This window comes from Streptomyces poonensis (assembly GCF_014650915.1).
GTDB classification, from domain to species: domain Bacteria; phylum Actinomycetota; class Actinomycetes; order Streptomycetales; family Streptomycetaceae; genus Streptomyces; species Streptomyces poonensis.
On sequence record NZ_BMVW01000001.1, the window covers coordinates 225,969 to 238,917 of the forward strand.

Here is a 12,949-nt window from a genome sequence, read left to right on the forward strand (position 1 = left end):
GTAATCGCCGATACCGACAGCGACTTGACGCGCGTCGTGGGAGCCACCCGGCCGATGGCCCCAGGTCACCGGCCCGTGGGCGCGATCAGTACCCGTGCTGGTAGAAGGGCCGCACCCGCTCGCGCAGCCAGTCGCCCACCGGGTCCTGGGCCACGTCGAGGAAGACCATGTTGACCGGGTACTTCACCGCGCTGCGGCCCAGTGCGCGGCCCAGCGCGTCGAGCGGGACGGCGCGATCGGCCTCCCAGGAGACCAGTTCGACACCGATGAACATCACCGGGTCGGCGGTCTCGACCGCGGCCAGGCAGCGGCGGGCGGAGAGCACGGCGCCGGTCGCCGCGAACTCGGCCGAGGCCGCGGCGAGGAAGTCCACGGGGTCGTCCTGCCAGTCCGGTTCGAACAGCCGCACCCGCGCCCCGCTCGGCGCCCCGTCCAGCGGGGTCCGCCCGGCCCGGCACAGCTCGGCCACGGCGGCCGGCGGCAGCGGCAGGCCGACCACGCCGTCCGGGTTCACCGCGATGCCGAGCTGCGGGGGCAGCCCGCGGGCGAACTCGACCGCGGGCGCGATCGTGTACGACATGTGGGTGCCGACGACCCGGCGGAACTGTTCCTCGGAGCTGAAGACCGGCACGTACGCCTGGCCCGCCAGCTCCATCGTGGGCAGGTCGAGGGTGGCGCTGTCCGGGCTGCCGCCCTCGGGCAGCGGGATCCACAGGAAGCTGCGGGCGAGGACCTCGAGGATCCGGCCGACCGCGCTCGGCTGTCCGAGACCGGCCGAGAGCACCTCCTCCAGTTCGTTGCCGGGCCATCCGCCGTGCGCCTGGGGGTGCGCCTGTGCCGGGAAGTCCGCTGGGAAGTCCGCCGGGGTGTCCATCTGCCGCCTACCGCCTACCGCGTGCTCGTACCGCTGCCTCAAGTGCCTCAAGTCCGAAAAACCCTAATGGGCTCCGGGCCTCGCCGGTACGGCCGGGCGGGCGATCGAGCCGATCGGGACACCCGGAGCACGTGAAGCCGGTCACCCGGACTGCGTGAAGTCGATCCCGGACAGCACGTCCGCCGCCGCCCGGTCCAGCAGCACCACCGAGCCGCAGCCGTCCGGCAGGTGCCCCTTCTCCACCGTGCGCAGCAGCCGGGACGTCGCCGCGCGGTGCCGGGCGAAGGCGTACGGGGAGACCCCGCGCCCGCGCTCGCGCTGGCCGTCACGCGCCTCCTCGGAAGTGACGTCCAGGAACAGCAGGTGCAGGGTGCCGCCCCGGCGGCGGGCCTCGCGGGCCAGCCAGCCACGCACCCAGGCCTGCGTTCCGCAGTCGTGGACGACGACTCCGCCGCCCGAGCGCAGGGCGCGGTGCAGCCCCGCGTAGTGGGCGAGGCGCACGAGGGGCCGGTAGACGGCGTAGGGGAGGAAGCGGGACAGCCGGGCGTCGAAGCGGTCACGGGTGTCCTGGGAGTCGACGCGCGGGCCGCGCACAGCGCGCCGCATCAGGGTCGACTTGCCGCTGCCGGGGAGTCCGGTCACGACGACGAGGTCGTGGGAGCCGAAGGTGAGCCCGTGGGGACTGCGGCCCGAGCGTTCCCTCAGGTCGCGGACGACCGCCGGGGCGAGGGGGCCGCACGCCTCACGGGCCCGGGCGGCCGGCTGCCGCTCGGGCAGCGTCAGGCCGGAGGTCGTGGCGTACGCCGTGGTCCTGTTCACCGTGATCGTCCTCCCCATGGGTATGGAGTCCCATCCCCGTCGAGTGTAAAGAGAAGGTAATGCCCGGTGTCTTGTCTTTCCGTTTCCGTCCTGCCACAGCCCTGCTACAGAACGCTGTGTCCTTCTGCGGAGCCTGTCCGGGGACTGTGCAGGTGCGGCCTTCCGGCCGGGTGGGACCCCTCTGCCGTGGCGCGCCGATGCGTGTAATGATGTGCCCGCCACAACTGCATACTGGCCGTTTGAATCCGCGCGGGAGAGTTCCCGGTCGGCCATTGCTGCCACTGGGGCGCCGAAGGAGCAAGTCCCTCCCTTGAATCTCTCAGGCACAGTCACCGCGCGGGCGAGGCACATCTGAAAAGCGGGCCGCCGCGTCGCGACGGCTCCACCCAAGGTGCAAGCCACGACCGCGGCCGGCAGCCGCCGGCGGTCGGGGCGAACCTCTCAGGTTCCGATGACAGATGGGGAGGAACGTTCCTCGCCCTCCCCGCGCCCGGATTCGGCTCCCGCGCGTGGGGACCCCGTCGCACTGGGAGCACACCGATGACCAGCAGCCCCCTCCGCCGTACCGCGCTCGATGCCGTGCATCGCGCGCTCGGCGCCACCATGACCGACTTCGCAGGCTGGGACATGCCCCTGCGCTACGGCTCCGAGCGCGACGAGCACCTCGCCGTGCGCACCCGGGCCGGCCTGTTCGACCTCTCGCACATGGGCGAGATCACGGTGACCGGGCCGCAGGCCGCCGCCCTGCTGGACCACGCCCTGGTCGGCGACATCGGCGCGGTGAAGACCGGCCGGGCCCGCTACACCATGATCTGCCGCGAGGACGGCGGCATCCTCGACGACCTGATCGTCTACCGGCTGCACGAGACCGATTACATGATCGTCGCCAACGCCTCCAACGCCCAGGTGGTGCTGGACGCCCTCGTCGAGCGGTCCGCGGGCTTCGACGCCGAGGTGCGCGACGACCGTGACGCGTACGCGCTGCTCGCCGTGCAGGGCCCGGAGTCCCCGGCGATCGTGAAGAGCCTGACCGACGCCGACCTGGACGGCCTGAAGTACTACGCCGGCCTGCCCGGCACGGTCGCGGGCGTCCCGGCGCTGATCGCGCGCACCGGGTACACCGGCGAGGACGGCTTCGAGCTGTTCGTGGCGCCCGCCGACGCGGAGCAGCTGTGGCAGGCCCTCACCGAGGCGGGCTCCGCCGCCGGTCTGGTGCCGTGCGGGCTGTCCTGCCGGGACACGCTGCGCCTGGAGGCGGGCATGCCGCTGTACGGGCACGAGCTGTCCACCGAGCTCACCCCGTTCGACGCCGGTCTCGGCCGGGTCGTGAAGTTCGGCAAGGAGGCGGACTTCGTGGGCCGCGCGGCGCTCGCCGAGGCCGCCGCCCGGGCCGAGCAGAACCCCCCGCGCGTGCTCGTCGGCCTGGTCGCCGAGGGCCGCCGGGTCCCGCGCGCGGGGTACGCGGTCGTCGCGGACGGCCAGGTGATCGGCGAGGTCACCTCCGGGGCGCCCTCCCCCACCCTCGGCCGGCCGATCGCGATGGCGTACGTCGACGCCGCGCACGCCGCCCCCGGCACCCCGGGCGTCGGCGTGGACATCCGGGGCAGCCACGAGCCGTACGAGGTGGTCGCACTGCCGTTCTACCGGCGCCAGAAGTAGAACGTGACGAGGGGCACACCCGCGTCCACGTGACACCGGGCACATTTCCCCTGCTCACCAGCGTTTTCCGCAGTTCCTCATTCCGCACCACCCCCGCGCGTACAGGAGAATTCAAGCCATGAGCAACCCCCAGCAGCTGCGCTACAGCAAGGAGCACGAGTGGCTGTCGGTCGCCGAGGACGGCGTCGCGACGGTCGGCATCACCGAGTTCGCGGCCAACGCGCTCGGCGATGTCGTCTACGCCCAGCTCCCTGAGGTGGGCTCCACGGTGACCGCGGGCGAGACCTGCGGCGAGCTGGAGTCCACCAAGTCCGTCAGCGATCTCTACGCCCCGGTGACCGGTGAGGTCACCGAGGTCAACGAGGACGTGGTGGGCGACCCCTCGCTGGTGAACTCCGCCCCCTTCGAGGGCGGCTGGCTGTTCAAGGTACGCGTCGCGGAGGAGCCGAAGGACCTGCTCTCCGCCGACGAGTACGCCGCATTCTCCGCCGGCTGAGAGGTCGTACCGACACCATGTCGCTTCTGAACACGCCCCTGCACGAGCTGGACCCGGACGTCGCCGCCGCCGTCGACGCCGAGCTGCGCCGCCAGCAGTCCACCCTGGAGATGATCGCCTCGGAGAACTTCGCTCCGGTCGCGGTCATGGAGGCCCAGGGCTCCGTGCTGACCAACAAGTACGCCGAGGGCTACCCCGGCCGCCGCTACTACGGCGGCTGCGAGCACGTCGACGTCACCGAGCAGATCGCCATCGACCGGGTCAAGGACCTGTTCGGCGCCGAGTACGCCAACGTGCAGCCGCACTCCGGCGCCTCCGCCAACCAGGCCGCCCTGTTCGCGCTGGCCCAGCCCGGCGACACGATCCTCGGCCTGGACCTGGCGCACGGCGGTCACCTGACCCACGGCATGCGGCTGAACTTCTCCGGCAAGCAGTTCAACGTGGTCGCGTACCACGTGGACGACGCCGGCCTGGTCGACATGGCCGAGGTCGAGCGGCTCGCCAAGGAGCACCGGCCCAAGGTGATCATCGCGGGCTGGTCGGCGTACCCGCGGCAGCTGGACTTCGCCGAGTTCCGCCGGATCGCCGACGAGGTCGAGGCGTACCTGTGGGTGGACATGGCGCACTTCGCGGGCCTGGTCGCCGCCGGTCTCCACCCGAACCCGGTCGAGTACGCCGACGTCGTCACCTCCACCACCCACAAGACGCTGGGCGGCCCGCGCGGCGGCATCATCCTGGCCAGGAAGGACTTCGCGAAGAAGCTGAACTCCTCCGTCTTCCCGGGCTTCCAGGGCGGCCCCCTGGAGCACGTGATCGCGGCGAAGGCGGTCTCCTTCAAGGTCGCGGCCTCGGAGGAGTTCAAGGAGCGCCAGCGCCGTACGGTCGAGGGTGCCCGTCTCCTCGCCGAGCGGCTCACCGCGCCGGACGCCCGCGAGGCCGGGGTCAACGTCCTCTCCGGCGGCACGGACGTCCACCTCGTCCTGGTCGACCTGCGCGACAGCGAGCTGGACGGGCAGCAGGCCGAGGACCGCCTCCACGAGGTCGGCATCACGGTCAACCGCAACGCCGTCCCGAACGACCCGCGCCCGCCGATGGTGACCTCGGGTCTGCGGATCGGCACGCCCGCCCTCGCCACCCGCGGCTTCACGGCCGAGGACTTCGCCGAGGTCGCGGACGTGATCGCCGAGGCCCTGAAGCCGTCGTACGACGCGCAGGCGCTGCGGGCCCGGGTGACCGCGCTCGCGGAGAAGCACCCGCTCTACCCCGAGCTGGGCAAGTAGCACCTCAGTTCTGCCTGTTTCACCTGTTTACTCCGGGGCGCCGTGACGACTCACAAGGAAGCACGGCGCCCCTCCCCTTCTCGCACCACCCCCGCATGAGGAGTCCCCGTGGCCATCTCGGTCTTCGACCTGTTCTCGGTCGGCATCGGCCCGTCGAGCTCGCACACGGTCGGCCCGATGCGCGCCGCCCGTATGTTCGCCCGCCGGCTGCGGAACGACGGGCTGCTGGCCGCAACGGCCAGGGTCCGCGCGGAGCTGTACGGCTCCCTGGGCGCGACCGGCCACGGCCACGGCACCCCCAAGGCCGTCCTGCTGGGCCTCACGGGCGCCTCGCCGCGCACGGTGGACGTGGAGACGGCGGACGAGCGGGTGGAGCGGATCAAGGAGTCGGGCCGGCTCGCCCTGCTGGGCGACCACGACATCGCCTTCGCCCACGACGACGACCTCGTCCTGCACCGCCGCAAGACGCTCCCGTACCACGCCAACGGCATGACCCTGTGGGCGTACGACGCGGCGGGCGCCGAGCTGCTGACGAAGACGTACTACTCGGTGGGCGGCGGCTTCGTCGTCGACGAGGACGCGGTGGGCGCGGACCGCATCAAGCTCGACGACGCGGTCCTCAAGTACCCCTTCCGCACGGGCGACGAGCTGCTGCGCCTGACGAAGGAGACGGGCCTGTCGATCTCCTCCCTCATGCTGGAGAACGAGCGCGCCTGGCGCACCGAGGAGGAGGTGCGGGCCGGGCTGCTGGAGATCTGGCGGGTGATGCGGGAGTGCGTGGCCCGCGGCATGTCGCGCGAGGGCATCCTGCCGGGCGGCCTGAAGGTCCGCCGCCGCGCGGCCGTCACGGCACGCCAGCTGAAGGCGGAGGGCGACCCGCTGGCCCGGTCCATGGAGTGGATCACCCTGTACGCGATGGCCGTGAACGAGGAGAACGCGGCGGGCGGCCGGGTGGTGACGGCCCCGACCAACGGCGCCGCGGGCATCATCCCCGCGGTCCTGCACTACTACATGAACTTCGTGCCGGGCGCGGACGAGGACGGCGTGGTCCGCTTTCTGCTGGCCGCCGGCGCCATCGGCATGCTCTTCAAGGAGAACGCCTCCATATCGGGCGCGGAGGTCGGCTGCCAGGGCGAGGTCGGCTCGGCCTGCTCGATGGCGGCTGGCGCCCTGGCCGAGGTCCTGGGCGGCACCCCCGAGCAGGTCGAGAACGCCGCCGAGATCGGCATGGAGCACAACCTCGGCCTCACCTGCGACCCCGTCGGCGGCCTGGTCCAGATCCCGTGCATCGAGCGCAACGGCATGGCCGCGGTCAAGGCGGTCACGGCGGCCCGCATGGCGATGCGCGGCGACGGCTCCCACAAGGTGTCCCTGGACAAGGTCATCAAGACGATGAGGGACACGGGCGCGGACATGTCGGTGAAGTACAAGGAGACGGCGCGGGGCGGGCTGGCGGTGAACATCATCGAGTGCTAGCGGCCCCGCGCTCGCGCACCCTCAGCATCGTCACTTCCTCCCGCGCTGTCGGCCGGTGCGCCGTACGGCTCGCGTCCTTGCGGCCCTTGTAGGGCCGGGCTCCGCGCAGGATCATGAGGTATGGGTCCGCGGAGAGCGGCGCAGGTGCGCTGGACCGTGGCCGGTGCCGCGACCGCCGTCCTCCTGGCGGTCGCCGTCCGGGTCTGGTGGGTGTACTCCCTGAGCGGCTTGAAGGACGTGCTGGCCGTCACCGGGTCGCTGGTCGCCCTGCTGACGCCGCTGTTCACCTGGGCCGTGTACCGGCGGCATCCGGAGCCGCCCACCAGCCCCGCGCCCGATGAGCAGTTGCGCGAGGACCTGCTGACACGGTACCTGTCCGAGGAGTCCGACCGGCGCTTGCAGGATCCCCGCCCACTGCGGGTGCGCTGGACGAACACCGCCCGGCCGGTGGCGGACCATGCGGAGGTCGTCCGCCGTGACAGCAGTGCGGCCGAGGACCTCGATCTCTCGGGCTCCCTGACCGATGCGGCGGACGACGCGGCACACGTCTTCGCCCGCATCCCATCGCAACGCCTGGTCGTGCTCGGCGGCCCGGGTGCCGGCAAGACGGTGTTCGCGGTACGCCTGGCCCGGCGGCTGCTGGAGCAGTGGCAGCCCGGTCACGCTGTGCCGGTGCTCGCGCCACTGCACACCTGGAACCCGCGCGCATACGCCTACCGCGAGTGGCTCGCGGAACTTCTGAGCCGGGATCATCCCTACCTCCGTGCCCGGGCCGACCGGACATCGACGCTGGCCCAGCGGATGACGGACACGCGCCGTGTCATGCCCGTGCTCGACGGACTGGACGAACTGGCCCCGTCCCTCCGCACCGCCGCCATCGCGCAGCTCAACCGCTCCCTCGCGGACAACGAGCCCCTGGTGGTCACCAGCCGGGCCGACGAGTACGAGGCGGCACTGGCCGGGCGTCCGCTGACCGGTGCCGCCGTCATCGAGCTCCAGCACCTGTCGGTCAGTGAGACGTGCGCCTATCTGCGTCTGGCCGTCCGCCCGGGACGGGACGGCATCTGGCGGGACGTGGTCACGCGTCTGGCCGAGGAGCCCCACGGACGCCTGGCGTCGGCCCTGTCCACCCCGCTGATGGTCTCGCTGGCCCGGACCGCCTACGGCGAGACCGGCGCCGACCCGGCGGAACTGCTCGACGAACGCCGCTTCGCCACCCGAGAGCAGATCGAACAGCATCTGCTGGACGCTTTCCTCCCCACGGCATACGGTCCCGACCCACCGCCGGCGGTCCTGCCGCGGCTGCGCTTCCTGGCCCGGCACCTCACGGCTCTGCACACCCAGGAGCTCGCATGGTGGGAGCTGTACCGGGCGGTCCCGCGCTGGGCACTTCGGTGCGAGAACGCGGCCGTCGCCGCGCTGACCACCTTCCTGAGCCTCGGTTTCGTCTTCGGCCCGGTACTCGGGCTCACCGGTCTGCTGGTGACGGGCATCAGTGCGACCATGGCCAAACCGCCGCCCCCGCCCGTCTTCGTGCGCGTGCGCTCCGGCACGCGCCGTACACCGGTACACCGTCGCTTCAGGACCGGCGTGCTGTCCTTCGGTGCGGGTCCGGCAGTGGTGGTGGGGGCACTCGTCCTGGCAGGCGTCTGGGCGGTCGAGGGGTTCGGGACGGGGCTTCTGCACGCTGCCGCGACGGGAGGTGCCCTCGCCCTGGCCGGAGGGCTGACGGGCCTGGCGGCGCTGTGGGCGTGGGACGCACCAGCCGTCGCCACCGAACAGCCCGGACCCGTCGATGTGCTGCGCAACGACCGGGCACACGCCCTGGGTGGGGCCCTGCTCGCCGGCCTTGTGTACGGCCTGCTCATGGCAACGACCATGGGACTCCTGGCGGCGCGGAGCGGAGACGTCCAGGCCGCCCTGCGGACAGCGCTCGCCGTACTGGCCGCCACCTGTCTGCTGGCAGGAGCGATTGCCCTGACCGGCAGCGCCTGGGCACAGTTTCTCCTGGTCCGGGTATGGCTGGCCATGCGCCGACGACTGCCCCTGGATCTCCTGTCGTTCCTCGAGGACGCGCGGGCCCACGGGGTCCTACGGCAGGTCGGCGGCGTCTACCGATTCCGGCACGCGCTCCTTCAACAGCGTCTCAGCGAGGAGCCCACAGGCACGGGCCGGTGAGCACGGCCGGTACCGACCGGGCGGTAGTGGGGGAACCTGCACGGGCTCGGTCGCACACACCCCTGCCCGCGGGAGGATCGCGGTGAACATCATCGAGTGCTGACGCGGTACCGCCCCACGACTTCGAATGATTCGGGACCCCTCATGCGTAGGACAACGTACACATCCCCCCAGCGCAGAAGGAGTCCCCTCACATGCTCCGCGGCATAGACGTCAGCTCGTACCAGTCCCACTCCTACGACACCGACGGCCTGCACTTCGTCTTCGTCAAGGCGACGGAAGGCCGGAGTTACGTCAATCCGAAGCTCGCCGCCCAGACGAAGAACGCCCGGGACGGCGGTTGCGTCGTCGGCTTCTACCACTTCCTGTGGCCCGGCAACATCACCGCCCAGGCGAAGTACTTCGTCGCCAAGGCCCCCGAACGGTCCGGGGACGTCCTCGCGGTCGACTGGGAGACGACGGGCAGCGGCACCCACGCGAGCAACGCGGAGAAGGACCGCTTCATCCGCGAGGTGAAGAAACTCCGGCCGCGCCACAAGGTCGTGCTCTACTGCAACCGCAACTTCTGGTTGAACGTGGACACGACGTCGTACGCCGGTGACGGCCTCTGGATCGCCGACTACGGGCGCGCCGGCAAGCCCAGAATCCAGGCGAAGTGGCTCTTCCACCAGTACACGGACGATCCGGTGGACAAGAACGTCGGGAACTTCTCCAGCGAGGCGGCCCTGCGGGACTGGGCCGGGGCTACCCCTTGAACTGCGGCGTGCGTTCCGGTGACGCCTCCGCCAGCGCCTTGGTGACGGCCTCGACGCCCTCCCGGAGGCCGTAGACCGGTGTGTCCGGCTGCTGACGCCAGGACTCGTCGAGGGTGCCGGCGTCGACGGTGTCGAAACCGAGTTCGTCGATCAGGGCACGGACGCGGGCCTTCGCCGCCTCGTCGTCGCCGGCCACCGGGAGGGCCAGGCGGTCGGGGGCGCCGGCGGGGCGGTGGCGGTCCAGGATGTCCTGGGCGTAGGTGCCGTTGAACGCCTTGACGACCGTGTGGCCGATCTGCCGGGCGACGTACCGGCTCTCCGTCAGTCCCTCGTCCTCGATCGCGGCGATCCGCCCGTCCCGCTCCCGCGGGTAGTAGTTGTTGGTGTCGATCACGGCCACGTCGTCCGCCGCCCCGTCCAGGAGGCCGGAGGGCAGGCCGGCGACCGCCTTCAGCGGGATCGTGACGACGACGACCTCGGCTCCGCGCGCCGCCTCCTCGACGGTGACGGGGGTCGCACCCGTCTCCTCCGCCAGGGCGGTGAGGGTGTGCGGGCCCCGGGAGTTGGCGACGGAGACGTCGTGGCCGAGGGCGGTGAGCCGCCGGGTGAGGTTGCCGCCGATGTTGCCCGCGCCGATGATGCCGATCTTCATGACTGACCCTTTCGGGGATGGATGGCGTTGCGTGCCGACGGGTGGCTCCAACTCCCGTCACCGGCCGGGTATTCCGAAGGGGCGCCCCCGCGTCCCGCGAGGGCGCCCCTTCGGACATGGCTCACTTGTTCAGGTGGGCCCAGAACTCGTCGAACGACAGCAGCTTGTCGCCGTCGAGGTCGCGGGAGGCTATGAGGGCCTCGGCCACCGACTCGGTGACGTTCCAGTCGCCCTGCTGGGCCAGGGCCGTCTTGAACTCGGCGGGGGTGATGAAACCGTCACCGTCCGTGTCGATCCGCTGGAACTGCTTGCGTGCTTCCTCGATGTCCGCCACCGGTCCGCCCCTCGTCTCGCGCTGCGTCGTGCATGTCCGTCGTTCTGACGCAGGTCAGACTAACCGCCCGCCCGAGACCGGAGTGCGGCGACCACCCATGCGAACTCCTCCCGGTGCGCCGCCTCGGGCCCGGCGCCCTTCACCACCGCCAGCAGTTCGCGGTACCGGGCGACCCGGTCGGTGGTGTGCGCCAGCATCCGCTCCAGTACCGCCGCGGGGTCGGCGTCGCCGATGAGGTCGCGCAGGACGCGGTCCGCCTCCGGTGAGCCGGGGTCGATGCCCCGCTCCCGTGCCTCGGCGCCCAGCCGCACCAGCCGCCGCGCGAACCACAGGGACGCCCCGGCGGGCGCCTGGCCGCCGCCCGTCGCGTTGAACTCGGCGGCCCTGCGCATCTGCGCCCGGAACTCCGGGTCCTGGAGCAGTTCGGCCAGCTCCACCCAGGCGTCCACCTGCTCCGGCGTGGGGTCGTCCGGCAGGTCCACGGCCGTGTTCCGCATCCGCTCCCGGATCACCGGGTCGGCGGTGTCGAGCCCCTGGAACATCTCGTCCACGAACTCCTGGATGATCCGGCTCCGCTCGGCGGCGGACAGCCGCGCCAGCTTGTTCATCAGTGTCGTCTCCTCTGCGGTCGAGCCGCGTCGCGCCACGGTCGACAGCACCGCGCGGGTCACCTTCAGCGACCTGATCTGCGCCTCCAGCGCCGTCACATGCGCGGCCGCGACCTCGGCCACCGTGCGGTCACCGGCCAGCACCGCGCGGACGTCGTCCAGGCCGAGGCCCAGTTCCCGCAGGGTGCGGATCAGCTCCAGGCGGGCCACGGAGGCCGCGTCGTACAGGCGGTAGCCGCCCGCGGAGCGGGCCACCGGGGGCAGGGCGCCCTCGTCGGACCAGTAGCGGATGGTGCGCACGGTCAGGCCCGTCGCGCGGGCCAGCTCGCCGATGGTGAGGAGTCCGGTGCCGTCGTCGATCACATGGGTGAGTGTGGGGCTTCCAGTGGGTGGAGACTCAAGGCCCGAGCGGGGAGGGCAGGGTGAGCGGGGGTCGTGACCGGCACTGGCGCGCGGCCCGGCGGAGGGGGCGGGCCGCGCGCCGCCGCCCTAGCGGAAGACCCCCGTGTGGCCGAGCGAGTAGCGGCCCGGCTGCGGATAGACCGCGAGGCCGTGCGGGCCGCTGCCGACGGGGATACGGGCCAGTTGCTTCCCGGTGCGGGTGTCGATGGCGTAGACCTCGGCGTCGTAGCGGCCGGACAGCCACAGCACCTTGCCGTCGGCGGAGACGCCGCCCATGTCGGGGCTGCCCCCGTCGGGCAGACGCCACTTCTTGGTGAGCCGGTTGCGGCGGAAGTCGAAGACGGAGACGCTGCCCTCGCCGCGGTTGGAGATGTACATCTCGCGGGAGTCGCGGCTGATGTACAGCCCGTGGCAGCCCTTGCCGGTGGGCAGGAGCTCCGGCACGGAGAACTTCTCGCCGTCCAGGACCCACATCCCGTGGGCCGTCATGTCGGCGATGTAGAACCGCTTCCCGTCCGGGGAGAGCTTCACGTCCTGCGGCATGGCGCCCTCCAGGGGCAGCTTCTGCCGGCCGACGACCCGCATCCGCTCGGTGTCGACCTTGAGCAGTTCGCCGCTGAACTCGCAGGAGACGACGAAGTACCTGCCGTCGGCCGAGAAGTCGGCGTGGTTGACGCCGTAGCAGCCGACCGGCTCGGTCCTGATCCGCTCCATCGTGTGCGGGTCGCGGAAGACGAGTTCGCGGTCGAGGGAGGCCATCACGACGGCGTACCTGCCGTGCGGGGTGAAGTAGAGGTTGTACGGGTCGTGCACCTCGACCGGCTTGCCCGCGCGGCCCGTGCTCGGGTCGATGGGGGTGAGGGTGTGGCCGCGGTTGTTGTTGACCCACAGGGTCTTCAGGTCCCAGGAGGGCACGACGTGCTGGGGCTGGCGGCCGACCCGGATCGTCTCGACGACCTTGTACGTCTTCGGGTCGATGACGGAGACGGTGTCGGACTCGGAGTTGGGGACGTAGACGCGGGACGGGAAGTCCTTCACTACCCGGGAGAGCCTGTTCGGGCGGTCGGCGGCGTAGACGTCCGCGGGATCGAGGACCGGGGGCATCCCGCGCAGGCCCTGGCCGGCCTGCGGCCGCCCGGACCCGGGAACGGCCCCGGCGGTCCGGGTCTCCCCGGCGCGGCCGGCGGTCCCGGTGCCGCAGGCGGCGAGGGTGGTCAGGGCGGTGGCGGCGATCAGGGCGCGCCGGAGGAGGCTGCGCCCTCGGGCGGGTGTGCGGGTGAGGGTGAGGGGGGAGGCGAGGGTGGGGGTGGGGCGTGGCGCGATCGAGGTCACGCGTTCCATTCAAGGGGGTTCGGCGGCACCGTCCGGCGATCGGCGCGCTGTCCGTGCCGGGCGGTTGGCGGGTGCCGCGGCCCG

At 71.8% G+C, this 12,949-nt stretch carries 12 protein-coding genes and 2 riboswitches; of the genes, 6 read left to right on the forward strand and 6 right to left on the reverse strand.

The features are described 5' to 3' along the window. Nucleotides 1–85: 85 nt before the first annotated feature. On the reverse strand, nucleotides 86–874 hold the full coding sequence (locus tag IE242_RS00980; protein WP_189854286.1) for an enhanced serine sensitivity protein SseB: 789 nt from the start codon (nucleotides 872–874) through the stop codon (nucleotides 86–88). A gap of 141 nt (nucleotides 875–1,015) precedes the next feature. Continuing rightward, nucleotides 1,016–1,693, reverse strand: coding sequence for an AAA family ATPase (locus IE242_RS00985; protein WP_229857942.1), 678 nt, complete (start codon nucleotides 1,691–1,693; stop codon nucleotides 1,016–1,018). Between the two features lie 240 nt (nucleotides 1,694–1,933). Next, nucleotides 1,934–2,038: riboswitch (glycine riboswitch) on the forward strand. Then, nucleotides 2,039–2,161: riboswitch (glycine riboswitch) on the forward strand. A gap of 72 nt (nucleotides 2,162–2,233) precedes the next feature. On the opposite strand from IE242_RS00985, the gene gcvT reads away from it, so the two are divergent. The 6 genes from gcvT to IE242_RS01015 all read left to right on the forward strand — a co-directional run bounded on the left by gcvT (nucleotide 2,234) and on the right by IE242_RS01015 (nucleotide 9,537). Next, nucleotides 2,234–3,352 (forward strand): glycine cleavage system aminomethyltransferase GcvT, encoded by a 1,119-nt coding sequence (gene gcvT, locus IE242_RS00990; RefSeq protein ID WP_189854290.1) that lies wholly within the window; start codon nucleotides 2,234–2,236, stop codon nucleotides 3,350–3,352. Between the two features lie 118 nt (nucleotides 3,353–3,470). Next, a complete protein-coding gene (gene gcvH / locus IE242_RS00995) occupies nucleotides 3,471–3,848 on the forward strand; it encodes a glycine cleavage system protein GcvH (protein WP_189854292.1) in 378 nt (125 codons plus the stop codon). A 17-nt stretch (nucleotides 3,849–3,865) separates the two neighbouring features. Then, entirely contained in the window at nucleotides 3,866–5,128 is a 1,263-nt protein-coding gene (glyA, locus tag IE242_RS01000; protein WP_229857947.1) for a serine hydroxymethyltransferase, read from the forward strand. Nucleotides 5,129–5,236: 108 nt separating this feature from the next. Continuing rightward, nucleotides 5,237–6,604: an L-serine ammonia-lyase gene (locus IE242_RS01005; RefSeq protein WP_189854294.1), complete on the forward strand. Its 1,368-nt coding sequence runs from the start codon at nucleotides 5,237–5,239 to the stop codon at nucleotides 6,602–6,604. A gap of 120 nt (nucleotides 6,605–6,724) precedes the next feature. Then, the gene (locus IE242_RS01010; RefSeq protein WP_189854296.1) at nucleotides 6,725–8,782 is read left to right on the forward strand and encodes an NACHT domain-containing protein; all 2,058 of its coding nucleotides are present in this window, start codon (nucleotides 6,725–6,727) and stop codon (nucleotides 8,780–8,782) included. 194 nt (nucleotides 8,783–8,976) lie between these two features. After that, complete coding sequence (locus tag IE242_RS01015) at nucleotides 8,977–9,537, forward strand: glycoside hydrolase family 25 protein (protein ID WP_189854298.1); 561 nt, start codon at nucleotides 8,977–8,979, stop codon at nucleotides 9,535–9,537. On the opposite strand, the gene IE242_RS01020 is transcribed toward IE242_RS01015, so the two are convergent. The 4 genes from IE242_RS01020 to IE242_RS01035 form a co-directional block, all read right to left on the reverse strand. Then, nucleotides 9,527–10,189, reverse strand: coding sequence for an NADPH-dependent F420 reductase (locus IE242_RS01020; RefSeq protein ID WP_189854301.1), 663 nt, complete (start codon nucleotides 10,187–10,189; stop codon nucleotides 9,527–9,529). The genes IE242_RS01015 and IE242_RS01020 overlap by 11 nt on opposite strands. Before the next feature lie 121 nt (nucleotides 10,190–10,310). Then, a complete protein-coding gene (locus IE242_RS01025) occupies nucleotides 10,311–10,523 on the reverse strand; it encodes an EF-hand domain-containing protein (protein ID WP_189854303.1) in 213 nt (70 codons plus the stop codon). A gap of 59 nt (nucleotides 10,524–10,582) precedes the next feature. Then, nucleotides 10,583–11,494, reverse strand: a complete 912-nt coding sequence (locus tag IE242_RS01030) for a helix-turn-helix domain-containing protein (RefSeq protein WP_189854305.1) — start codon at nucleotides 11,492–11,494, stop codon at nucleotides 10,583–10,585. 126 nt (nucleotides 11,495–11,620) lie between these two features. Beyond that, the gene (locus tag IE242_RS01035; protein WP_373299463.1) at nucleotides 11,621–12,769 is read right to left on the reverse strand and encodes a YncE family protein; all 1,149 of its coding nucleotides are present in this window, start codon (nucleotides 12,767–12,769) and stop codon (nucleotides 11,621–11,623) included. Nucleotides 12,770–12,949: the final 180 nt, after the last annotated feature.

Coding starts and splice junctions, on each gene's coding strand:
- IE242_RS01010 (WP_189854296.1), top strand. CDS start 6,725: ATGGGTCCGCGGAGAGCGGCGCAGGTGCGCTGGACCGTGGCCGGTGCC.
- IE242_RS00980 (WP_189854286.1), bottom strand. CDS start 874: ATGGACACCCCGGCGGACTTCCCAGCGGACTTCCCGGCACAGGCGCAC.
- glyA (WP_229857947.1), top strand. CDS start 3,866: ATGTCGCTTCTGAACACGCCCCTGCACGAGCTGGACCCGGACGTCGCC.
- IE242_RS01015 (WP_189854298.1), top strand. CDS start 8,977: ATGCTCCGCGGCATAGACGTCAGCTCGTACCAGTCCCACTCCTACGAC.
- IE242_RS01020 (WP_189854301.1), bottom strand. CDS start 10,189: ATGAAGATCGGCATCATCGGCGCGGGCAACATCGGCGGCAACCTCACC.
- gcvT (WP_189854290.1), top strand. CDS start 2,234: ATGACCAGCAGCCCCCTCCGCCGTACCGCGCTCGATGCCGTGCATCGC.
- gcvH (WP_189854292.1), top strand. CDS start 3,471: ATGAGCAACCCCCAGCAGCTGCGCTACAGCAAGGAGCACGAGTGGCTG.